The sequence below is a fragment of the Agromyces capsici genome (assembly GCF_058349965.1).
Genome location: NZ_JBYRET010000001.1, coordinates 1,043,595 through 1,066,314, shown reverse-complemented (window position 1 = coordinate 1,066,314; position 22,720 = coordinate 1,043,595). Strand labels below are relative to the sequence as shown.

General features: G+C 68.2%; 15 protein-coding genes. 6 read left to right on the top strand and 9 right to left on the bottom strand.

Annotated elements, in window-relative coordinates; translation table 11 throughout:
* Window positions 1–3: 3 nt before the first annotated feature.
* The 3 genes from AC3RKB_RS05165 (at window position 4) to AC3RKB_RS05155 (ending at window position 7,188) form a co-directional block, all read left to right on the top strand.
* Window positions 4–5,133, top strand: coding sequence for a family 78 glycoside hydrolase catalytic domain (locus tag AC3RKB_RS05165; RefSeq protein ID WP_491434917.1), 5,130 nt, complete (start codon window positions 4–6; stop codon window positions 5,131–5,133).
* The gene (locus AC3RKB_RS05160) at window positions 5,130–6,548 is read left to right on the top strand and encodes an NAD-dependent epimerase/dehydratase family protein (RefSeq protein ID WP_491434916.1); all 1,419 of its coding nucleotides are present in this window, start codon (window positions 5,130–5,132) and stop codon (window positions 6,546–6,548) included. The genes AC3RKB_RS05165 and AC3RKB_RS05160 overlap by 4 nt, the downstream gene beginning before the upstream one ends.
* Before the next feature lie 148 nt (window positions 6,549–6,696).
* Window positions 6,697–7,188: a hypothetical protein gene (locus tag AC3RKB_RS05155; protein ID WP_491434914.1), complete on the top strand. Its 492-nt coding sequence runs from the start codon at window positions 6,697–6,699 to the stop codon at window positions 7,186–7,188.
* 1,165 nt (window positions 7,189–8,353) lie between these two features.
* Here the strand turns inward: AC3RKB_RS05155 and AC3RKB_RS05150 are convergent.
* Together AC3RKB_RS05150 and AC3RKB_RS05145 are read right to left on the bottom strand one after the other, a co-directional pair.
* Window positions 8,354–9,028: a hypothetical protein gene (locus AC3RKB_RS05150; RefSeq protein ID WP_491434913.1), complete on the bottom strand. Its 675-nt coding sequence runs from the start codon at window positions 9,026–9,028 to the stop codon at window positions 8,354–8,356.
* A gap of 107 nt (window positions 9,029–9,135) precedes the next feature.
* Window positions 9,136–9,681, bottom strand: a complete 546-nt coding sequence (locus AC3RKB_RS05145) for a hypothetical protein (protein WP_491434912.1) — start codon at window positions 9,679–9,681, stop codon at window positions 9,136–9,138.
* Window positions 9,682–9,879: 198 nt separating this feature from the next.
* On the opposite strand from AC3RKB_RS05145, the gene AC3RKB_RS05140 reads away from it, so the two are divergent.
* Both AC3RKB_RS05140 and AC3RKB_RS05135 read left to right on the top strand, forming a co-directional pair.
* Complete coding sequence (locus AC3RKB_RS05140; protein ID WP_491434910.1) at window positions 9,880–10,419, top strand: hypothetical protein; 540 nt, start codon at window positions 9,880–9,882, stop codon at window positions 10,417–10,419.
* A gap of 55 nt (window positions 10,420–10,474) precedes the next feature.
* Window positions 10,475–10,972: a hypothetical protein gene (locus AC3RKB_RS05135; RefSeq protein ID WP_491434909.1), complete on the top strand. Its 498-nt coding sequence runs from the start codon at window positions 10,475–10,477 to the stop codon at window positions 10,970–10,972.
* A gap of 611 nt (window positions 10,973–11,583) precedes the next feature.
* Here AC3RKB_RS05135 and AC3RKB_RS05130 read toward each other — a convergent pair.
* The 5 genes from AC3RKB_RS05130 to AC3RKB_RS05110 all read right to left on the bottom strand — a co-directional run bounded on the left by AC3RKB_RS05130 (window position 11,584) and on the right by AC3RKB_RS05110 (window position 19,539).
* On the bottom strand, window positions 11,584–13,857 hold the full coding sequence (locus AC3RKB_RS05130) for a glycoside hydrolase family 3 N-terminal domain-containing protein (RefSeq protein ID WP_491436756.1): 2,274 nt from the start codon (window positions 13,855–13,857) through the stop codon (window positions 11,584–11,586).
* Window positions 13,857–16,139, bottom strand: a complete 2,283-nt coding sequence (locus tag AC3RKB_RS05125) for an alpha-L-rhamnosidase (protein WP_491434908.1) — start codon at window positions 16,137–16,139, stop codon at window positions 13,857–13,859. The genes AC3RKB_RS05130 and AC3RKB_RS05125 overlap by 1 nt, the downstream gene beginning before the upstream one ends.
* Before the next feature lie 129 nt (window positions 16,140–16,268).
* A complete protein-coding gene (locus AC3RKB_RS05120) occupies window positions 16,269–17,090 on the bottom strand; it encodes a carbohydrate ABC transporter permease (RefSeq protein WP_491434907.1) in 822 nt (273 codons plus the stop codon).
* 1 nt (window position 17,091) lies between these two features.
* Window positions 17,092–18,012, bottom strand: coding sequence for a carbohydrate ABC transporter permease (locus tag AC3RKB_RS05115; RefSeq protein ID WP_491434906.1), 921 nt, complete (start codon window positions 18,010–18,012; stop codon window positions 17,092–17,094).
* 96 nt (window positions 18,013–18,108) lie between these two features.
* Complete coding sequence (locus tag AC3RKB_RS05110) at window positions 18,109–19,539, bottom strand: ABC transporter substrate-binding protein (RefSeq protein ID WP_491434905.1); 1,431 nt, start codon at window positions 19,537–19,539, stop codon at window positions 18,109–18,111.
* 72 nt (window positions 19,540–19,611) lie between these two features.
* On the opposite strand from AC3RKB_RS05110, the gene AC3RKB_RS05105 reads away from it, so the two are divergent.
* Entirely contained in the window at window positions 19,612–20,706 is a 1,095-nt protein-coding gene (locus tag AC3RKB_RS05105) for a LacI family DNA-binding transcriptional regulator (RefSeq protein WP_491434904.1), read from the top strand.
* Between the two features lie 40 nt (window positions 20,707–20,746).
* Here AC3RKB_RS05105 and AC3RKB_RS05100 read toward each other — a convergent pair whose 3' ends face one another.
* Both AC3RKB_RS05100 and AC3RKB_RS05095 read right to left on the bottom strand, forming a co-directional pair.
* Window positions 20,747–21,604 (bottom strand): alpha/beta fold hydrolase, encoded by an 858-nt coding sequence (locus tag AC3RKB_RS05100; RefSeq protein WP_491434903.1) that lies wholly within the window; start codon window positions 21,602–21,604, stop codon window positions 20,747–20,749.
* A complete protein-coding gene (locus tag AC3RKB_RS05095) occupies window positions 21,601–22,656 on the bottom strand; it encodes an NADP-dependent oxidoreductase (protein ID WP_491434902.1) in 1,056 nt (351 codons plus the stop codon). Before AC3RKB_RS05095 ends, AC3RKB_RS05100 begins: the two co-directional genes overlap by 4 nt.
* Window positions 22,657–22,720 lie beyond the last annotated feature (64 nt).

The window sequence follows — 22,720 nt, the reverse complement described above, 5'->3', positions numbered from 1 at the left end:
CCCGTGAGCATCACCGTCACCCCCGTCAGCTTCGAGCACCACCGCGAGGCGCTCGGCATCGGCGAAGCCGAGCCGCGCCTCAGCTGGATCGTCGAGACCGCCCCCGCCGGATGGCGACAGGCCCGCTACGAGCTCGAATCGAAGTCGACGGATGGTGCGGCGGCGGCGACGCACCGAGTCGACAGCGCGGACTCGGTGCTGGTGCCGTGGCCGTTCGCGCCGCTCGCCTCGCGCGATCGGCGCGAAATGCGCGTTCGGGTCGTCGGCGAGGACGGCGCCGCGTCGGACTGGAGTGAATGGGCAACCGTGGAGGCGGGCCTGCTCGAGGCATCCGACTGGCAGGCGCACCTCGTCGGACCCGACCCCGATGGTGCGCTGGCCGCCGAACGTGCGCCGCTCGTGCGCGGCACCTTCGAGACGTCGGATGCCGCGATTCGCCGGGCTCGGCTGTACCTGACCGCGCACGGACTCGTGCAGGTCGAGCTCAACGGCGAGCGCGTCGGCGACCATGAACTGGCGCCCGGCTGGACGGCGTACGCCGACCGCCTGCGCTACGCGACCCACGACGTCACCGGCGCGGTTCGCGCGGGCGCGAACGTGATCGGCGCGTGGCTCGGCGACGGCTGGTATCGCGGCCGGCTCGGCTGGGACGGCGGGAGCGCGCTCTACGGCGACCGGCTCGGCGTGCTCGCGCAGCTCGAGATCGAGTATGCCGACGGGCGCCGGCAGGTCGTCGCCTCCGGGCCCGACTGGACGGTCGGGCGCGGCCCGATCAGCGCCGCCGACCTCTACGACGGCGAGGTGTTCGACGCGCGCGAGCACGATGCCGCGTGGTCGACGGCGGACTTCGACGACGCAGGCTGGGAGCCGTCCGTCGCCGTCGACCGCGACCCGGCCACGCTCGTGGCACCCGACGGCCCGCCCGTGCGGCTCACCGAGACCCTGCCCGTGCGCGAGGTGGTCACGAGCCCCTCCGGGAAGCTGATCGTCGACTTCGGGCAGAACCTCGTCGGCCGCCTGCGCATCACCGTCGACGGCGCGGCGGGCGAGACCGTCACGCTGCGCCACGCCGAGGTGCTCGAGCACGGCGAGCTCGCGACCGAGCCGCTGCGCAGCGCGAAGCAGACCGACACCTACACGCTGCGCGGCGACGGCGCCGAGACGTGGGCGCCGCGGTTCACGTTCCACGGCTTCCGCTATGCCGAGATCGGCGGCTGGCCGGGCGACTTCGACCCCGCCGCGGTGGTCGCCGAGGTGCTGCACTCCGACATGGAGCGCACCGGCGAGTTCGCGACATCCGACCCGCTCGTCGACCGCCTGCACGAGAACGTCGTCTGGGGCATGCGCGGCAACTTCGTGGACGTGCCCACCGACTGCCCGCAGCGCGACGAGCGCCTCGGCTGGACCGGCGACCTGCAGGTGTTCGCGCCGACCGCGTCGTTCCTCTACGACGCCTCCGGGTTCCTCGTGTCGTGGCTGCGCGACCTCGAGGCCGAGCAGCGGCGGCTCGGCGGCGTGCCGATGGTCGTGCCCGCGGCGACGCCGGGTGCCGCGTCCCCCCAGGCCGGGTGGGCGGATGCCGCGACCGTCGTGCCGTGGACGATCTACGAGCGACGCGGCGACGTCGAGGTGCTGCGCCGCCAGTTCGACAGCATGGCCGCCTGGGTCGACCAGGTCGCCGACCTCGCCGGCGAGAACCGGCTGTGGACCGGCGGCCACCAGTTCGGCGACTGGCTCGACCCCACCGCACCGCCCGAGCGCCCCGACGCGAGCACGACGTTCACCGAGATCGTCGCCACCGCGTACTTCGCGCGGTCCGCGCGCATCGTCGCGGATGCCGCGGCGCTGATCGGCCGCGACGACGACGCCGAGCGCTACGGCCGGCTCGCCGGTGAGGTGCGCGAGGCGTTCCACCGCGAGTACGTCTCGGGCTCGGCGCGACTGCTGTCGGACTCGGTCACCTCGTATGCGCTCGCACTGCAGTTCGACCTGCTCGACGGGTCCGCCGAGCGGCAGCGGGCCGCCGACCGGCTCGCGGTGCTCGTGCGCGAGCACGGCTACAAGATCGCCACGGGCTTCATCGGCACGCCGCTCGTCACCGACGCGCTGAGCACCAACGGGCACGCGGATGTCGCGGTCAAGCTGCTGCTGCAGACCCAGAACCCGTCGTGGCTCTACTCGGTCAAGAACGGCGCGACCACGATCTGGGAGCGGTGGGACTCGCTCCTGCCCGACGGCACCGTGAACCCGAGCGGCATGACCTCCTTCAACCACTACGCCTTCGGCTCGGTCGCCGACTGGCTGCACCGCGTGGTCGCGGGGCTCGCGCCCGCCGCGCCCGGGTACCGTCGTCTCCGCGTGGCGCCCCAGCCGCCGAAGCGCGGTCTCACCTCGGCCTCGGCGAGCCTCCGCACGCCGTACGGCGTGGCGTCGAGCGCCTGGTCGCTCGCCGACGGCGAGGTCGCGCTCGAGTTGACGGTACCGGTCGGCGCAACCGCCGACGTCGTGCTGCCGTCGGGCGCCGAGCACCTCGGGCTCGAGCACGGCACGTACGCGTTCGCCGAGCCGTTCGAGGTCCACCCCGTCGAACTGCCGGTGTTCACGGTCGACTCGCGCCTCGCCGACCTCGTCGAGAGCGAGGAGGCCATGCGCGTCATCACGGGCGTCGTCGTCAAGCACATCCCGGCCGCGGCCAACCACATGCAGGCCGGCCTCCGCGGCCAGGACGAGGTGACGCCACGGCAGATCGCGGTCATGCTGCCCGACCCCGACGCGGTGCTCGTCGACTTCGAGCGCGGGCTCGCCGCGGTCTCGGCTGGCGAGGAGATCCCCGCCGTGCTCGTCGCGCCCGATCCCACCCCCGAGGAGGCGGATGCGGCCGACGCCGACCTCGTCGAGCAGGCCGCACTGCTCGGCGGTGCGAGCTTCTGGGCCACTCGAGAGGGCCGCGGCATCCGCTCGCTCACCCTCGTCGACGGACCCCACGGCGTGCGTCTTCAGCGCGCGGGGGAGGACCACCTCGGCCTGAACGCGAGCGTGCCGGCGACGTGCTTCCCGCCCGGCGTCGCCCTCGGCTCGAGCTGGGACCCGGCGCTCGCCCGTGAGGTCGGCGAGGCCATCGGCCGCGAGGCCCGCGCGCTCGGCGTCGACGTCGTGCTCGGACCGGGCATCAACCTCAAGCGCTCGCCGCTCGGCGGCCGCACCTTCGAGTACGTCTCGGAGGACCCGCGCCTCACCGGCGTGCTCGCGACCGAATGGGTGCGCGGCCTGCAGTCGTCCGGCGTCGGCGCGTCGCTCAAGCACTTCGCCGTGAACAACCAGGAGACCGATCGCATGCGCGTGAGCGCCGAGGTCGACGAGCGAACGCTTCGCGAGATCTACCTCCCCGCGTTCGAGCGGGTCGTGACCGAGGCGGCGCCGACGACCGTGATGAGCGCGTACAACGCGATCAACGGCGTGTACTGCTCGGAGAACCGGTGGCTGCTCACCGAGTTGCTGCGCGACGAGTGGGGCTTCGACGGACTCGTCGTCTCGGACTGGGGCGCGATCAAGGACCGCGTCGAAGCGCTCGCCGCCGGGCTCGACCTCGAGATGCCGAGCACGGGCGACGAGGGCACCGAAGCCATCGTCGCCGCGGTCCGCGACGGCCGACTCGACCGGTCGGTCGTCGAGGCGAGCGTGGCACGGCTGCGGCGACTCGCCGAGCAGACCACCCCGACGACGGATGCCGCGGGCGCGCTCGACCCCGCACTGGCCGACGCGCACCACGCCCTCGCCCGCCGCGCCGCCGGCGCTTCGGTGGTGCTGCTCCGCAACGAGGACGCGACGCTCCCGCTGCGTGCCGCGCAGCGTGTCGCCGTGATCGGCGAGCTCGCGGTCGATCCCCAGTACCAGGGCGGCGGCAGCTCGCACGTGAACCCGACCCGCGTCGACATCCCGCTCGACGAGTTGCGCAGGGCACTCGGCGACGACCGTGTCGCCTACGCGGCCGGGTACACGCGGAACGCCGATGGGGACGCCGCCGAGACGCTGCTTGCCGACGCGACGGCCGCCGCGGCATCCGCCGACGTGGCCGTCGTGTTCACCGGGCTGTACGAGATCGACCAGTCGGAGGGCTTCGACCGCGAGCATCTCGACCTGCCGGCCGCGCAGCTCGCCGTGATCGAGGCGGTCGCAGCCGTCGCACCGCGCACCGTCGTGGTGCTCTCCAACGGCGGGGTCGTCTCGCTCGAGCCGTGGCACGACCGGGTCGACGCGATCGTCGAGGGCTGGGCGCTCGGGCAGGCCGTCGGCGGCGCGCTGGCCGACGTGCTCACCGGAGCCGTGAACCCCTCTGGACGCCTCGCCGAGACCATCCCGCTGGCGCTCGCCGATACCCCCGCGTACCTGAACTTCCCGGGCGAGCAGGAGGTCGTGCGCCACGGCGAAGGGGTCTTCGTCGGCTACCGCTATTACGCGAGCGCCGAGCGAGCGGTGCGGTACCCGTTCGGGCATGGCTTGAGCTACACGACGTTCGACATCGAGGCGTTCGACGTCGAGGCGATCGGGCCCGACACCGCGGTCGCTCGCGTGACCGTGCGGAACACCGGCGCGGTCGCGGGCGAGGACGTCGTGCAGCTCTACGTCGCTCCCGCACCGTCTGACGTGCGTCGACCGGCGCGCGAGCTCGGCGCGTTCGCGAAGGTCTCTCTCGTGCCGGGCGAGGCGACGACGGTCCTCCTCGAGCTCGAGCGGCGCGCCTTCGCGCACTGGGACGCGCGCGGCTCGCGGTGGTGGGTCGCCCCGGGCACGTACCGCATCGAGCTCGGCCGGTCCGCAGGCGACATCCGAGCCGCTCGCGACCTGCCGCTCGCCGGCGACGTCGACCGCCCCGCCCCGCTCAGCCTCGCCTCGACCGTCAAGGAGTGGTTCGGCCACCCCGTGGTCGGCCCTGCGCTCATGCAGGGCATGATGGCGAACGCGACGGCAGAGCAACAGGCGGCGGCCGAGGCGAATGCCAACGCCCTCAATATGGTCGAGTCGATGCCCATGGGGCAGTTCGCGCGGTTCCCCGGCGTGGAGCTCTCCGACGACGTGCTCGGCGGGCTCATCGAGATGAGCCTCGTGGCGGCGCAGCCGGAGCCGGTCGCGTGAGGCGGGTGCTGCTGACCGGCGCCTCGGGCAACTGGGGCCGCGCGACCCTCCGTGAGCTCCGCGAGCGCGCCAACCGCATCGCCGTCGTCGCCATCGCGCTGCCGACCGAGCGCGATCGGGCTGCGCTCGCCGAGTTCGACGACATGCCGAACCTCGAGGTCGTCTGGGGCGACCTGACGGATGCTGCGACGGTCGCCGCCGCCGTCGCCCGCGCCGACGTGGTCCTCCACGTCGGCGCGGTCGTCTCGCCGCTCGCCGACGAGCAGCCCGAGCTCGCGCATCGCGTCAATGTCGGCAGCATGCGGAACATCGTCGCGGCGGTGCGGGCGCTGCCCGATCCGGCGAGCGTCGCGGTCGTCGGCGTCGGCTCGGTCGCGCAGACCGGCAGCCGCAACCCGCCGCATCACTGGGGTCGCGTCGGCGACCCGATCCGGATCTCGAAGTTCGACGAGTACGGGCAGAGCAAGGTCGTCGCCGAGCGGCTCCTCGTCGACTCGGGCCTGCCGAAGTGGGTGCAGCTGCGTCAGACCGGCATCTTCCATCCCGGCATGCTCGAGATCCGCGACCCGATCATGACGCACTCGCCGTTCGGCGCCGTCATGGAATGGGTGAGCGTCGAGGACTCCGCCCGGCTGCTCGCGAACCTGTGCGAGAACGACGTTCCCGACGCGGTCTGGGGCGGCATCTTCAACATCGGCGGCGGCGACGGGTGGCGGCTGACCAACTGGGAACTGCAGACCGCGATCGGCGGTGCGATGGGCGTGCGCGACATCCGCCGCTGGTACGACCGCAACTGGTTCGCCACCGGGAACTTCCACGGCCAGTGGTACTCCGACAGCGACCGGCTCGAGGAGCTCGTGCCGTTCCGGCGGGACACGTTCCCGGACGCGCTCGCACGCGCGATCGCCGCGGCGCCCGCCTCGGTGCGATCCGCCGGGCGTGTACCGGCATGGATCGTGAAGCACCTCGTGATGAAGCCGCTCACGCGCATGCCGCGCGGGACGATGGCTGCCGTCCGCGCCGGCGACGAATGCGAGATCGCGGCGCACTACGGCTCGCGCGAGGAGTTCGAGCGGATCGGCGATTGGTCGACCTTCGAGCCCCCGTCGCCGTCGCGTCATCCGTCGTACCTCGACCACGGGTACGACGAGTCGAAGCCGCCCCATGACTGGACTGCGCTCGACTACCTCGAAGCGGCCGCGCATCGGGGCGGACGCATGCTCGCCACCGACGTCGCGCGTGGCGATCACGCCACGCCGTTGAAGTGGGCGTGCGCGCTCGATCATGAGTTCGCCGCGAGCCCGCGCCTCGTGCTGACCGCGGGCCACTGGTGTCCCGAGTGCGTGGCCGACCCCGACGCGTATCCGGCTCAGGCGGAGCGGAGTGAGTTCCTCGCGCAGGTGGCGGTCGCCTGAGCGGGCGGTCACCTGGTACACCGTGAGAATGGCGTCGATAAGCTCACACGAAGTCGACGCCTCGGCTCGGCTGACCCGGACCCTATCGCTTCACCGACGGCTAATGATCGCCATTGTGATGCTCGCTGCCGTCGCGGCCGACGACTGAATGGAGAAGCTTTCTTTGTTCGTGATCGAAACGGATCCTCAGCGGCCTCGGAAACGTCACGTCGTCGATCGAGAACGAGATGCTGCTCTCGTGCCCCTCGGGATGCGCGCGTACGAGGCCATCCGGCTCATGAAGCTCGTGTGGGGCAAGCGGGTGATCCCGTTCGAATACGATCTCGTGCCTGTCGCCACGGAGGCCGGCAAGCGCTTCGTCGGGCGCGTCATCGGCTTCGGCACGAGCATGATCGCCGCGGAGCAAGCCGGCAAGGCCGGCTACCGGTTCGTCGACGACGCCGAGCGCCTCGCGGCCGAGCGCCTCGCGGCCGAGGCCCTGCTCGTCTACGGGGACTTCTATGACGGCTTGGAGCACCCCGACAGGGTCTTCACCGTCGAGGTGCCGACGGAGCACGGAGTCTCCGAGTACACCCTTTCCACGTTTGGTCGCGCGACCGATGAAGCTTCGCCTGAGACCACGGATGGGAGCGCCAGATGAGCGGCGAGGAACTGTTGCAGCAGCTGGCCGCCGCCGGCGTATAGAAAGCGCGTCTGATCAGGCAGTTTGCGCAGAGCCGATGACGGGAATCGAACCCGCGCTGTCTGCTTGGGAAGCAGAAGTTCCAGTGCCGGTTCACGATGGTTCACTTGGGCTCACGAGCCGCGGAATCCCGCGGAATGTGAAGGGTAGTGAGTCATCGTGAACTCGCCAGAACCGTGAGTTAATCGTGAGCGCGAGCGCGAGCGCGAACGATCGCGCGGCGATCGTCGCATCAATGCACTCGTCTCGGGAGGCCCCGCCCTGTGGCTGCTGTGCCTTCGGTCGAGCGGGCATGCACAATGCAGAAGGCCCCGGTCAATTCTTGATGCCATCACCCCCCGCGGGCTGGAGTCGTCTCCAGTGTCGCCCAGCTGCCGCTGACCTCCACGGGGCCTCGCAGCCTCGCCGGCACAGCGCAGCTGCATTCCACCGACCTGGACTGGCCCAGTGCGTCAGAATTTCCCCGGACCGGAGTGGCCACCCATGCCGGAGGCGCGGTGCTCCAGCCGGTTATCGACGTTGTGCCCCGCAGAGGGCTACGTTCGGTTCTGCCGCTCGATACGCGGCCCCCAGCGCCGAGCGGTCCCCAGGAGCGGTGTGGGCGCCCATCTTCCCGCGGGCGCCCTCGCCGTTCGTACTAGCGGTCTGGCCGTTCCCACGTCCTCGCCAGCGCGATTGGGCTGACCAACGTCTTGCCCACACAAGCGCCGGTGACGCGGGGCCGCGGGCCAATGCCCCCGTACAACCCGGCTCCCTGCCCCTTACCCAGTGCAGGCGCCCAGCGCGCCACCGGCAAGCCCCTTCTACGCGACCCGCCACAGGTCGCCAACGCCCTTGACAGATCCCAGCGTCTCGAACTGTCTTGGGGGGCGCTGCGCTCTTCCCTTGCGCGGAGAATGGGTGCAACCGGCCGACCCCTTCCCCGGTGCCGGCCCGCCCACCGAAAATCGAGTCCAGGTGTCCCAAGCATGTCGGGGATATGGCGCACCGCGGCGGTCTTGTTCACCTGCGACGGCATCGCCTCGGCGAGCATCCGCAACGCACGCTCACGCATCTCGGGTTCGAACTTCTTCGGCTTCGTCATCCATCCTGAACTAAAGGACGGAACGAAATCCAGGCCGAATCACTCCGCTATCAAAGTTCCACTTGGCAAAGTGGCAGCAATGTCTCCGGACTTGGCGGCGCCGATGAGGGGCCACACAACGTCGGCACCGTCCACTTGAATTGCCAATGCTTGCGGGCCCGCGGGAAGAAAGAGTGCCTGTCCTTCAGGTCGACCCGCTTTGCTGTCCGCTATTGCGACGTCGACGCCCTCTTGGGGTAGTCCGTCTCCCGCCACGACGAGGTACGCGACTACCGCGGCTCCCTGCGGGAACGCCGTGTCGAAGTAGGACGGTTCACGTTGGCCCGGGTTGGCGAGCTCAAGATAGACATTGCCGTCATTGCCCGACAGGAGTGCTCCCTCAATCAGCTTTACGTTGTTGACGACCAGGACGATCGAGCTCGAGCCCTTGATGGCGTCGTTGCCTGGCACGTATTCGACACGGCCCATCTGAACGCCTGCGACGGTGCCCTGAATGATCACCGTGCTCTGTGCGGCCAACTCGTCGGGCGAACGAACAGGGTCATAGTCAAACTCAAGTCCGACAAAGGCACCGAGGGTGTCGTCGACCGAGTAGCCTTCCGCCGACGAGGTCGCCACGGGCGACAGCGTCGAATCAACGCATCCCGTAAGCAGGGTTGCGCAAAGCGCAAGGCTGATCGTTGCGGCCGCTCGTGCAACTGCTGATCTCGACATCTCTGCTCCTAGTAAGCCGCGTTGATATGGTCGCGGTGGTGTTGTGAGTACTCGATGAACCACTGCTCCCCGTGACAGTGTTGGGCCCCGGGTTCATCGGCGGCTCATCATCGCCCGCTCGCGGTCGGGTCGGGGCTCGGCCGAGCAGGCTGCTGCGGCTTCATCGGCAGCTCGAGGACGTACTCATCGTCGGACTCGACGAATTCGACCGTCACGGTGATCGGGCGTTCGTCCACGGAGGAGGGGGTCTCGAATACATGCGTCGTGAGCGTCATGTCGGCGGTGCACGGATCGTGCGGGGACTGGGTGAACGCGATCGCGACGGCATCGTTGGCGAGCACCTGCAGCTCGCCGGCGACAGGCGGGCAGCTGCTGCTCCCGAACGTAATCACGCCGAACTCGGTCTCGCTCACCCAGCCGACGACGGGGCGAAGGTCGACAGTATCCGGGTCGGGTCCGTCCCCAGTCGGGTTGGGTCCTTCCCAACTCTCGGGTGCGCCCCGGATCACCCGGTCAGCCCTGGATCCGTCATTCAGACCGCCTGGACCACCGGCACAGCCGGCCATCACCAGCAGCCCGATGAGTCCGATACCCGTCGCTGCGCGCCGCATGCTCATTGAGGACGGACGACAGTCCGACATCGATGCCTTCATGGCCTGAGTGTGTCCCCACCCGGCATGTTCTCCACTGCCTGATTCCGTTCGTTACCTACTCGATGCCGAACAACGCCAAACGGGCCCTGAGTTCTGAGTTCGACCTCGGTGCTTGCGCCCGGTCCGCGGTCCGTCGGCGATGCGGGAGACGATCGTGCTCGGGCCCACGAGCGTTCTGGTCCGACTACGCTCTTGCGCATGCCAGGACTCGGGAAGGCGACATTCGGTCGGGAACTGGTGCGCCCTCAGCCAGCCCCGCGTTTCGAGCTCACTCGGGCTGTGCCGATGCCCGTTCGAGTTGCCGCCTACCTTGAGTTCGGGCTGGCGGCCTTCGGATTCCTTCTTCTGGCCACCACGCTCCTGTTCTTCGACTGGGTTGCCTACGTCGCGGACTCGGTCGGGCCGTTCGAGCACAACGGAATGCAACTTGAGGTCACCCCTGAGGGCGCCGTCACCGCCGCGGTCACAGGGATCGCACTGAGCGGTGCAGGCGTGCTGCTCTCAGTGTTCTTCGCGGTCTGGATGCTGCATGGGGCGAATTGGGCTCGGATGTGGATCACCGTGCTGTTCGGCTTGGGTGTCATCGCGCAGTTCCTTTCGGCGCCAGACCCCGTCTCCGTGGCGACCGGTCTCGTAGAGCTCGTCGCGGTGATCCTGCTGTGGCTGCCGACGTCGAATCAGTTCTTCCGATCCGTGAAGCAGGATCGGAAGAACTATCGGTCGCGACGGCTCGCATAGGGATCGTTCTTGCGCCGATGGCGATCCGCCCCAGCAATCCGAATAGGGTGAGCTCGTGCTGTGGCGAAGGTACCGCTGGATAGTCATCACGTCCGTCCCGGCGGCCGCGCTGATCGGAATACTCCTCGCCCTCGCCCTCTATCTGGGCGGCAATCCCGACTACCGGGAACAAGGAGGGAGCGCATTCGCCTCGATGGCCGCGACAGGGGCGGTGATTGGTGCGCTCACCTCAGGTCCCGCGATCGTCGGCGCTGGTGCCGCGCTCGCCCTCAAAGACCGTTGGCTTCGGCGTACGTCCGGCGCCCGCGCATGGATGGGCGCGCTCGGCGCAGCGGCCGGCGCGCTGGTCGGCTGGACCGCGTTGGCCACGATCAACGCCATGCTCACCACCGAAGCCGGTGCATGGTTCTCTGTGTACCTGATCTTCGCCGTCGTGGCTTCACTTATCTCAGGAGCTGCGGCCGCCGCGCTCATCTGGTGGACGGAGATACGAGCCCTCGCCGCGGAAGCACCAAACGTCCGCGTGAATGGTGCCGCTGAGCCTGCGCACTGAGGGATCGTCCATGCGCCGCCAGCGGACCGGCCATCGGGGCGCCGTTCCAGCGCACTGGCTGTGGTGGCGACCCATCGTCGAACCCGTGCCGAGCTCGCGACGGTATCGATGCCGTCCGTCGCGGCCGCTCCGCGCATCGCGGGGTTCCCGTGCGCAGGATCGCACGTGAGCGACCGGTCTGGAATGGGTTCGTGGCGCCTGCCTCGAAGCGGCCGATGGGCCCTCTGGGGCCCGTGAGTTTGAGAACAAGGTGACGATTAAGTGACCACTAAGGGCCTTCTGCCATCGAGAATCGGCTCATCCGGCTGGGAAAAATCCCTGATCAGAGCCGATGACGGGAATCGAACCCGCGCTGTCTGCTTGGGAAGCAGAAGTTATCCAGTAGTGATTCACTCGACTTCACTCGGGCTCACGAGCCCCGGAATCACGGGGAAGTGTGAACTCGAGTGAATCAAGGTGATCTCGATTTTGTGACCATTAAGTGACCACTAGACCTCTGTTGCAGCCCAATCGTGCAGTCTTGATCTCGATCCCCAGCGCAATCGGCGCATTCTGCGCTGGCGACAGAACGCAATGGTCATTCTTCGAGCAACCTGACGTGGCGCAGGTGACTAGGAGCCGGCGGCCTCAATCTCGAATGAAGCGGTGAGGAGGTCCCGGTCGCGCGAGCTTGTCCCGACGAGGAGCTCGACCTCTCCGACTTCGACGACTCGCTGGCCGCTCCGGTCAACCAGGGAGCATTCCTTTGCCTCGAGCTCGAATTCGACGTCGATGATCTCGCCGGGTGATATCGAAACCTGGAGGAACGACTTCAACTCCTTGTCGGCCCACGTGACGCTGGTGACGCGGTCGCGGATGTAGATCTGCACGGTCTCCAGTGCCGGTCGGTCCCCGCGGTTGGCCAGCGTGACCGACCCCCTGATTGTGCCGTCGAGGGGGATTCGATTGGCGGCCAGTCGCAGGCTCGAATAATCGACATGCGTGTAGGTGAGCCCCTCCCCGAACGCGAAGCGGGGGTCTTGGGTCAGATCGGCGTAGCGATCGCCGTGCTGACCCCGGATCGCGTTGTAGTACACCGGCAGCTGGCCGGCGTGTCGGGGGAAGGAGATCGGAAGACGCCCGCTGGGCTCGATCGCCCCGATGAGCAGCTCGGCGATCGCCCTGCCGCCCTGCATTCCGGGATTGAACGCTTCGATGATCGCGGCAACGCGCTCGGCGGAGGGCGGAAGCACGGAGGGCTTGGACTGGACGAGCACCAGGATCACGGGGGTCTCGGTCGCGACCAGCGCGTCGAGAAGCGCAGTCTGCGCGCCTTGGAGTTCGAGCGTGGCGGTCGACTTGCTCTCGCCCGTCAACGCGACCGTGTCGCCGAGGACGACGACCGCCCAATCCGCCGCATTGGCCGTGCGCACCGCTTCCTCGATCATGTCTCGGTCAGGTGCCGCCGGAACGAACAGCTTCGGTCGAGGCTGGCCGTCGCGGAGCACCTCGCCGGCGGGGTCGACGATCTCCGAGCCGATGTCTGCGCCGCGTGCGTACGTGACGGTCCATCCGGCGGGGGTGAACCGTCGGAGGCCATCCAGCACCGTCGTCGTCAGCTCTCTCGGGTGCCCGTCCGGCAGCCAGGGAACCTGCCCGGAAGCGCCCGCCCAGTCTCCGAGCTGCGCGTGCTGGTCGTCCGCGTTGGGTCCGATCACTGCGACCGTCGGTTCCCGACCGTCGGGCGGCTGGAACGGCAGCGTTCCGTCGTTGCGGAGGAGAACGAGGGACCGGCGCGCGACCTCGAGGTTGACCTCGGCGTGCGCGGCGCTGCCGATCACCGATTGGCGCGTTTCGTCGGGGAGGCGGGCGCTCTCGAACAGACCGAGCTCGAATTTGAGGGTCAGGATGCGGCGGACGGCGTCGTCGATGAGTCGCTCGTCGAGTGCACCCTCCCGCACTGCCTGTTGAGCGGCGTCGAAGAACTCCGGTGTCGTCATGACGAAGTCGTTGCCGGCCTCGACGGCGATCACCGCGGCGTCGACGTGGGAGTCGCAGATCTGTTGTTCCCAGACCATGCGACCGACGTTGTCCCAGTCGGTGACGAGTGTTCCGGTGAACCCCCATTCGCCCTTGAGGACATCGTTGAGCAGCCACTTGTTGGCGGTGATCGGCACGCCGTCGATCGCTTGGTAGCCGAGCATGAAGGTCCGGCATCCGGCTTGCACGGCTCGCTCGAAGGGCGGGAGGAACCAGGATCGCAGCTTGCGTGGGCTGAGGTCGGCTTCGCTCGCGTCTCGGCCGCCTTGAGTCTCGGAGTAGCCGGCGAAGTGCTTCGCGGTGGCGAGCACGGCGGTCGGGTCGGTCAGGCCGTCGCCCTGGTAGCCGCGGATCATCGCCGCACCGAGCTCGCCGATCAGGTGTGGGTCTTCACCGAAGGTCTCGTCGACGCGACCCCAGCGCGGGTCGCGTGCGATGCAGAGCACCGGCGAGAACGTCCAGTGCAAGCCGGTCGCCGATACCTCCACGGCCGTCGCACGGGCGGCCTGTTCGATCAGGTCTGCGTCCCAGGCGCACGCCATCGCGAGCTGGGTTGGGAAGATCGTCGCGCCCGGCCAGAACGAGTGACCGTGGATGCAGTCGTCGGCCATGAGCAATGGGATCTGCAGGCGGGTGCCGGCGACCAGGTCGGCGGCTTCGGCGATCCGTTGGGGTGAGGCGTGGAGGAGCGACCCGCTGAGCTTGTTCGAGACGAGGTCGGCGAGGTCCCCTCTGGCGTCCAGCTGCAGCATCTGCCCGACCTTCTCGGCGAGGGTCATCCGGGACAGCAGATCGCGGACACGTTCCGCGGTGGGGAGGTCGGAGTCGCGGAACGGAGCCGCGGCCAGGTCGTTCGTCGTGTTCATCATGAGTACGCCACCTGCTGCTTCTCGATCATCCGAACAATGGAGTGGGTGCCGGGGTTCAGTTCGACGTCTGGGCTTCCCGTCCAACGGACCACGGCGGACGTCCCAGCGGGGACGGTGATCTGCATCCGGATGCTGTCCGCGTCACGGTCCCATGAGACGGATGCCCGCCCGTGGGGTGTGTCGAGTGACGACGTCGCCCAGTCGATGCCAGTCGAGATCTGCGGCGCCACGAGGATGCGGCGGTACCCGGCCTCGAGCGGAGCGAGGCCGCCGATCGCCCGATGCATCCAGTCGGCGACGGCTCCGAGCGCGTAATGGTTGAAGCTGGTCATGTCGCCGGGGTTGATGCTGCCGTCGGGCAGCATGGAGTCCCAGCGTTCCCAGATCGTGGTCGCACCCATGGTGACCGGGTACAGCCACGACGGGCATTCTCGTTGGAGCAGAAGTCGGTAGGCCGTCGTGGTGTGGCCGGTCGATGTCAGGGCGTCTGCGATGAACGGGGTGCCCGCGAAGCCGGTGGAGATGTGGAAGCCGCTCTGTTCGACGAGTTCGGCGAGCCGCGCTCCAGCCCAGACGGTGTCATCCGGATCGAGCAGACCGAATGCGATCGCGAGTGAGTACACCGTCGTGCAATCGCTGAGGATACGTTCCGACCGGACGTACTCGCGATGGAACGCCTCGCGCAGACCGCGCGCGATCGTCGCGAACTCGGTGGCCTCGGCTTCTCGACCGAGCACCTCTGACGCGGCACGGATGAGATCCGCGGTGCGGTACGCGCACGCGGTGGCGACGACGCCTCGATCTGCCTTCGCGCCGCCGGGATCGTCGGTTGGCGCGTCGGGGTCGAGCCAATCGCCGAACTGCCAACCTGTGTCCCACACGCCGGACGGGGAGAGGAGTGAATGGACGCGTCTCCCGTGGGCGAGCATCGATTCGAAGGATGCCGACAACACGGCGGGGTCGCCGTACGCGTTCCAGAGCGCCCACGGCACCCAGACCGCGGCGTCGCTCCAGAATGCGGCGGCCTCGGTTGCGGTCGCACCGTCCTGTGGAGTGATGGCGTACTTGAGCACGTCCGGCACGATGTACGGGACGATGCCGTCGTGGTGGGCCTGCTCCAGGGCCAGGTCGTGCAGCCAGTCGGCGAGGAAGTCCTTGACGTCGAAGAGGAATGCGGCGGTGGGTGCGAAGGCGGCGATGTCGCCGGTCCATCCGAGCCGCTCGTCTCGCTGCGGACAATCGGTGGGGATGTCGATGAAGTTGCCGCGCATCCCGCGTACGACATTCGCGTGGAGTTGGTTGAGCTCGGGGACCGAGCACTCGAAGTGGCCGATTCGCCGCAGATCGGTGGAGATCACCACGGCGGTCAGGGCATCCGGCCGGATTGCGTCGATGCCTCCTGGCCAACCGGTGATCTCGGCGTAGCGGAATCCGTGGAAGGTGAAGGTCGGTTCGAAGGTGTCGTCGCCGCCGCTGAGGGTGAATCGGTCGGTCGCGTCGGCGGACCGCAAGGGCCGGACCCCGATCTCGCCTTGTTCGAGCACCTCGGCATGTCGCACCGTGATGGGAGCTCCCGCCTCGCCGCGTGCTCGGACTCGGAGCCACCCGACGATGTTCTCGCCGAAGTCGACCAGCACTGCACCAGCGGGACTGTGCCAGACCCTCCGCGGCGCGAGCTCCCTGATTCGCCGGACCGGTGGTGCCGGATCCGCCGTGAGCCGCGCAGTGTCGTACTCGACGATGCGGACACCGCCCCACGCGGGATCGCTGAAGCCGGGCGAGGCCCAGTTCGTGGCCGCACGGCGGGCATCGATGCTCTGGCCGTCGTAGAGGTCGTTCGCCGTGATCGCGCTGGGCCCCGCGCTCCACGTTTCGTCGGTCGCGATGAGCTGTTCGTGGCCGTCGGCGTACCGCAATCGCAACTCGGCGTACGCGGCGATCTCTTCGCCGTAGCGCTTGGTCTCGATCCATCCCAGCCGGCCCCGGTACCAGCCGTTTCCTACCGCGATACCCAGGGTCGATTCGGTGTCGATGAGGTCGGTCACGTCGTGTTCGACGTAGTGCAGCCGCCACTCGTAGCTGGTCCATCCCGGGGTCAGCACGTCGGCCGCGACGGCGGTGCCGTTGATCCACGCTTCGCATACGCCGAGCGCGCTCAGCCGGAGCGTCGCGGAGACGAGCGGCCCGTGGCCCGGTTCGATGGCGAAGTCGCGGCGGAACAGTGGGGCACTGTCGGGTTCGACATCGGCAGCGATGAAGTGCGCAGCGGCGTTGGACATAGTGGTGCCTTCTCAGGGTTGGAGAAACGTTCGGGTGTCGGCTCAGTGGCCGGGGTCGAGCAGGAGCCGGGATGTGCGGTTCCCGCCATTCGTGGCGGAACCGCACACCCGCATCGGCGGGATCCTGTGTCAGCCCTTCAGCCCACCCGCGAAGCCCTGGACGATGTACTTCTGCAGGAAGAAGTAGGCCAGCAGGATCGGCAGGATGCTGATGATGATTCCGGCGAAGATCAGGTTCCATTGGGCGCCGAACTGGCCGACGAACGAGTAGATCGCGACCGTGATCGTCTGCTGGTCGGTACCGGAGAGGTAGAGCAACGGGGTCAGGAAGTCGTTCCAGGTGAAGACTGCGGTCAGGATGATCACGGTGCCGGTGATCGGTCGCACGAGCGGGAAGACCACTGCCCAGAACGTGCGGAACGCGTGTGCGCCGTCCAACGCCGCCGCTTCCTCGTACTCCGCGGGCAGCGCCCGCATGAAGCCGGCGTAGAGGAAGATCGAGAACGGCATGCCGGCTCCGACGTTCACGATGATGACGCCGGCGAGGGTGCCGAGCAGGCCGAGGTCGCGGATGGTCTGGTACAGCGGGAGCAGCGCGAGCTGTGCCGGGAGCAGCAGGCCGGCCAGGAAGGCGAGGTAGGTGAACCTGGACCACCGTGCCCCCAGGCGCGAGAGCGGGTAGGCCGCCGCGGCGGCGAGCAGGACGGTGAACAGCACGGTCAGCCCGGTCACGATCGCACTGTTGACGAGGGCGCCGCCCAGACCTCCCTGCTGCCACGCGTCCACGAAGTTCTGCAGGGTGGGCTGCTGTGGCAGGGCGAGTGTGGAGCTCTGGTCTCCGGGTGCCTTCAGCGAAAGCACCACGAGCACGTAGATCGGGAAGAGGAAGAACAGGCCGACGAGGACCATGACGACCTCGAGGGTCGCTGTTCGCCAGGTGTATCTGAACATGTCAACGCTCCTGAAGGGCGAGCACCCGGTACTGGATGATCGAAGCGACGGCGACGAGGATCGTGAGCACGACGGCCAGGGCCGCGCCGTAGCCGAAGCGTCCGAGCTGGAACGCGTTCGTGTACATCAGCGTCGAGATGGTGTTGGTGGCCCCGCCGGGTCCGCCCTGGGTCATGACGAAGACCTGGTCGAAGAGCTTCAGCCCGCCGATGAGGGAGAGCATCACGTTGATCGTGATCGCGGGGGCGAGGAGCGGTCGGACGACGGACCAGAATCTCCGGATGGGGCCGGCGCCATCGATGGCGGCCGCTTCCAGAACCTCCTCGGGGATGCCCTGGAGCCCGGCCAGGAAGATCACCATGGAGTAGCCGACGAACTGCCAGATGACCACGACGATGATGGACCAGATCGCGATGTCCGGGTCGCCCAGCCAGTTCTGTTGCAGGGCACCGAGACCGACCGCGTCGAGCAACTCGTTGATCCCGCCGGCCGGGGTGAAGAGGTTCTGCCACAGGAATCCGACGGCGATCGTGGTGATCACCACGGGGGCGAAGATCAGCACGCGCAGGATGTTCCGGGACTTGATCCGCGAGTTCACCGCCAGGGCGATGAGCAGTCCGAGGACGTTCTGGATCACGGTGACCGCGAACGCGATCAGCAGCGTGTTCCAGATCGCGGTCGCGCCGTTCGGGTCGGTCCAGATGCGGGCGAACTGTTCGAATCCCACCCAGTTGGGGTCGGGTGTCACGCCGTCCCAGTCGGTGAACGCGAACAGGCTGCCGCGCACGCTGGGGTAGATGACGGCGAAAAGGTACAGTGCGGCTGCGGGGAGGACGAACCACCACACCGAGTGCGCGAACCCGCGGTAGGGGCGCCGTTTGCGCGGTCGCTCATTCAGGCGAACAGCTGTTGCGATGGCCATGGTGTGCTACTTCCTCACTGTCTCTTCGTCGAGAACCGGTCGCGGTGCAACGCCTGCAGTGCTGACGTCGCACCGCGACCCGTGTGTCGGCTGGGATCAGCCGTTGGTGAAGGCGTCGTCCATCTGTCCGAGCAGGTCTGCCGCGGAGGTCTGGCCGCCGATGAATCCCTGAAGGCCGTCCAGGTAGACCTGGTTCACGACGGCGTTCGGCCACGTCTGGTCAGGGAAGGAGACCGTCTGGTCGCTCTGGGCCTGCTCCGACACCCCGGCGAGGGTCTCCGGGGGCGTGTAGCCAGGGACGGGCGCGCTCGGGTAGATCGAGCCGTTGTCGAGAGCGATCTGGAGCCCCTCCTCCGAGAGGTAGAAGTCCACGAACTTCTTGGCGAGGTCGATGTTCTTCGACTTCGCGTTGACGCCGTAACCGGCGCCGAGCCCGACCGGCAGGATCGTCTCCGAGGCCTCGTCGGTTGCCGGGAACGCCGCCGTCTGGAAGGTGGTCCCCTCGGGCGCCATCTCCTCGATCGTGCTGATCTGCGGGCTGACCGTCACGATGCCGAGGGCCTCGCCCTTCGCGACCTGGCCCTGCGCGACATCCAGGCTGGTTCCCGTCGCGTCCGGCGTGAAGCAGCCGGCATCGACCATCTCACGGTACTTCTCCAAGGCGGTGGTCCACTCGGAGTCGCTGAAGGAGGTGTCCCCGTCGGTCTGCTGTTCGACGAAGTCCGGGTTCGGCCCGTACACGAGGGTGGCCGTCAGTGCGTAGGGGAGCGTGTGGTAGTTGCCGTCGGCAACGGCGGCCAACGCGTACGCCACCTTGCCTTCATCCTTCGCCGTCTTGCAGAGGTCGAGCACCTCGCTGTAGGTGGTCGGCGGGGTGGCGCCGACCGATTCGAGGGCCTGGGTGTTGTAGATGGCGGGGATGATGGTGAACGCGTTGGAGCCCATCAGGATCTTCCCGTCGGCGCCCATCACCGCCTGGTTCGCGTCGTTGTAGTTGTCCACCCAGTCCGAGGAGCTCAGGTCGGCGAGGTAGTCGCCCTTGGCGAGGGTCTGGGCGGTGATCGGGTTGCCGTTGCCGGGGAAGACCACGACGACGTCGGAGGCGGTGCCCGAGACCAGTTCGGTGTTGATCTGGGTGAGGATGCCCGGCCACGGGAGTCCCGTGTAGTCGATGGTGACGCCGGGGTTGTCCTTCTCGAACTGCGTGATCAGCGCCTCGGCGATACCGTCGTCGGCCCAGCCTGAGATCGTGAGGACCGTGTCGCCCTCGGCGTTCGAGCCGGACTGTGGGCCGGCCGAACAGCCGGCGAGTACGACGCCGGAGATCGCGGCGGCCGCGATGAGTGCGGCCGCCCTCTTGGAATCACGGGACATTGCTTTACCTCCTTGTAAGAACACCGGGGTGCGCGACCTGTGCGAAGTGTGTGAACCGGTTGACGCAGATTGGTTGTGAACCGGTTGACGATGTGCGGGAAGGTCGTTCGGAGCAATGTAGCGCTCTTCTGCGAGTCGCGTCAACCGGTTCACGGAAATTTCGTAAACCGGTGAACAAGATTCTTGATAGCATCCAACTGCAAGGCGAGTGCTGAAGGAGGTCTCATGGGTGAGGACACTGCGGCGGCATCCCGGCGCCGGCGTCCCTCGATGGACGACGTTGCGAGAGCAGCCGGGGTCTCCAAGGGTTCGGTGTCGAAGGTCGTGCGCAACGCCTACGGGCTCAGTCCTGCCATGCGAGAACGAGTCGAGGCCGCGATGCGCGAGCTCGGCTACCGCCCGAGCTTCGCCGCGCGATCGATGCGGGGTTCGAGTTTCAGCATCGGGCTCGAGATCCCCAACCTCGGCAACGAGTTCTTCACCCAGGTCATGCAGGGTGCGACCGCGCGACTGGCCGGCACCGGCTATCAGCTGATGATCGCCCCGGGCTTGGGTGAGCACAGTGGCGCTCCGGTACTCGAGAATCTCGCCGCCCGGCAGGTCGACGGGTTGATCGCGATCTCGCCGGAGGTGACGCCCGAGTGGCTCGAGGAGCTCGCACGTGAGATCCCGACCGTCCTCATCGGACGCCACGACCAGTCGGAGAGCTACGACACCGTCACGAACGACGACGAAGCGGGCACCAGACTCGCGATCGACCACCTCCTCAACCTGGGCCACAAGCGCATAGCCCACCTCACCTTGCGGATGCAGCATGAGCGGCCCGACGCGATGGCGCCCCAAGCACTTCGCCGGAGGACCTATGAGGCGGTCCTCGCGGACGCGGGACTGGAACCGACGGTGGTGTACTGCGGCGTGGCCGACGACGACGCCTACCTCACGGCGAAGGAACTGCTCGAGTCCGACCCGACCATCACCGCGATCTTCGCCGGCTATGACACGCTCGCCATCGACGCGCTCCGGGCGGTCGCCGACCTGGGCCTCAGCGCGCAGGACGTGTCCGTGGTCGGCTACGACGACATCCCCATGGCCGGCCATCCGCTCGTCTCGTTGACCACGGTGACCCAGTTCGGTGAGGCAATCGGCCGCGCGGCGGTCGATCTGCTCATGGAACGGATCCGTGGCGGTCGCACCGCCCCGCGGCACCGCGTACTGCAGCCCGAGTTGCGAGTTCGATCCTCGTCGCAGCGCGAGAGACCGGCCGACATGCCTCGACGTCGCGATTCCCCGCACTCCGCCATCTCGGCGACGTCCTCGTAGCGCATCGGCAGCCACGAGGACGATCCGACCGCCCCGACGGTCACCGGTCGAGGAACTCGACGGCGGCGGGCGCGAACCTGTCGTGGAACTGGAAGATGCCGCCATGGCCGGAGTCGGGGTAGATGGTCAGCTCCGAGCCCGAGATGCGGTCGTGCAGTTCCTCTGAGAGCACGGAGGGGACCATCCGGTCGTTGTCGCCGTTGGCGATCAGGGTGGGTTGGGTGATCGTGGACAGGTCCGCGGGCGCCGAGCGACCCCACTTCGTGATCGCCTTCAACTGCGTCCTGAACGCCGACGTCGTGATCGGCGCGTCGCGGTCGACGGTGCGTTCCTGGAGCCGCGTCACGAACGCCTTCCCGGCAGCCTTTCCCGCGGCGTTGCGGTTGAAGAACAGGAACTCCTTCGGGTCCGAACGGGTCAACGTCGCGCGGAGGATGTCGTAGTAGGTGACTCCGACGACCTTGTCCATGTCCTTGCCGCCCCTGGGTCCGGTGCCGGTGAGGATGAGCCTCCGCACGAGTTCGGGATGCGCGAGGACGAGGGCCTGTGCGACCATGCCGCCGAGGGAGAAGGAGAAGACGTCGATCGTCTCCAGTCCCAGTGCCGTGATGAACGTGTAGGCGTCGTCGGCCATTGCCTCGACGCTGTCGGGTACCTGTCCGGTGCTGGCGCCGACACCTCGGTTGTCGAAGGCGATGACGTGGTGGTCCCTCGCGATCGGGTCGATGATGCGCGGGTCCCAGTTGTCCAGGGTCCCCGCGAGGTGGACGAAGAAGACGACGGGGATGCCGCCCTTCGGCCCGAGCTCCCGGTACGCGTAGGTGACGTCACCGGCGGTGATCGTGCGGGTGGGTGCCTTGGCATAGGACGTGATGACTGGTTCGCGTGTCGTGCTCATGAGTGTGCTCCTTCGGTGCGGTCGATGGTCAGGTTCGTGCTCTGTGAGGTGGCAGCCTCGACGCCGGCGACGACGGCCTTGCCGCGGATGCCGCCCTGCGCAAGGCTCTGCAGGGCGCGCGCGGTCTCGTCGAACGGGAAGACCCGGCCGACGACGGGCCGCAGCACGCCGTCGTCGATCAGCCGTGCGATGCGGGCGAGCTGGACCCCGTCGGCGTGCATGAACAGGAACTCGTACGTCACGCCGAGCCGGCGAGCCTGCCGCCGGATCCTGCTGCTCAGGCCGGTGATGGCCAGGCGCAGCAGCGCATTGAGACCCATCGCGCGAGCGAAGGCCGGGTCGGGCGGCCCGGCGATGCCGATCGCGATTCCGCCAGGCTTGAGCACGCGGAGCGACCTCTCGAGGTTCGTCCCGCCGAGGCTGTCCAGTACGAAGTCGTACCCGGCGAGCATCTCCTCGAAGTCCGCGGTGCGGTAGTCGATGACGATGTCCGCTCCGAGTTCACGGACGAAGTCGGCGTTCGCGCTGCTCGTGGTGGTCGCGACGGTCGCGCCGAGGTGCTTTGCGAGCTGGATGGCGATGGAGCCCACCCCGCCCGCGCCGGCGTGGATGAGAACCTTCTGACCGGGCCGCACATCGCCGCGCTCGACGAGGGCCTGCCAGGCGGTCAACGCGACCAGCGGGAGTGATCCGGCCTCCGCCATGGAGATGGAGGCGGGCTTGAGCGCCACGTCCGACTCAGCGACCGCGACGCGCTCGGCGAACGTGCCGATGCGGCCTGAATCGGGCCGCGCGTAGACCTCGTCGCCTGGCCTGAACGCCCGCACGTTCGCGCCCACTCGGAGGACGGTGCCGGCGACGTCGTGGCCGAGGGTCAGCGGCAGCGAGTAACGCAGGGCCTGCTTGAACTCGCCGGCACGGATCTTCTCGTCCAGGTGGTTCACGCCGGCCGCCTCGACCCGGACGAGCACATCGTGCTCGCCGAGAGTGGGCTCGGGGACGTCCGCGGCCTGTACGGAACCTCCGTACTCGGTGATGACGAATGCTCTCATCGGTGTGCTCCTTGATTCGGTCTCGTCGTGTGATCTCGCGCATGCCGGGGATGATGGGACGGTC

Bases quoted from the DNA above. Each gene is read 5' to 3' on its own strand.
- AC3RKB_RS05155 (WP_491434914.1), top strand. From the start codon at position 6,697: ATGGAGAAGCTTTCTTTGTTCGTGATCGAAACGGATCCTCAGCGGCCT.
- AC3RKB_RS05120 (WP_491434907.1), bottom strand. From the start codon at position 17,090: ATGTTCAGATACACCTGGCGAACAGCGACCCTCGAGGTCGTCATGGTC.
- AC3RKB_RS05105 (WP_491434904.1), top strand. From the start codon at position 19,612: ATGGGTGAGGACACTGCGGCGGCATCCCGGCGCCGGCGTCCCTCGATG.
- AC3RKB_RS05140 (WP_491434910.1), top strand. From the start codon at position 9,880: ATGCCAGGACTCGGGAAGGCGACATTCGGTCGGGAACTGGTGCGCCCT.
- AC3RKB_RS05150 (WP_491434913.1), bottom strand. From the start codon at position 9,028: ATGTCGAGATCAGCAGTTGCACGAGCGGCCGCAACGATCAGCCTTGCG.
- AC3RKB_RS05125 (WP_491434908.1), bottom strand. From the start codon at position 16,139: ATGTCCAACGCCGCTGCGCACTTCATCGCTGCCGATGTCGAACCCGAC.
- AC3RKB_RS05130 (WP_491436756.1), bottom strand. From the start codon at position 13,857: ATGAACACGACGAACGACCTGGCCGCGGCTCCGTTCCGCGACTCCGAC.
- AC3RKB_RS05115 (WP_491434906.1), bottom strand. From the start codon at position 18,012: ATGGCCATCGCAACAGCTGTTCGCCTGAATGAGCGACCGCGCAAACGG.
- AC3RKB_RS05145 (WP_491434912.1), bottom strand. From the start codon at position 9,681: ATGAAGGCATCGATGTCGGACTGTCGTCCGTCCTCAATGAGCATGCGG.
- AC3RKB_RS05100 (WP_491434903.1), bottom strand. From the start codon at position 21,604: ATGAGCACGACACGCGAACCAGTCATCACGTCCTATGCCAAGGCACCC.
- AC3RKB_RS05095 (WP_491434902.1), bottom strand. From the start codon at position 22,656: ATGAGAGCATTCGTCATCACCGAGTACGGAGGTTCCGTACAGGCCGCG.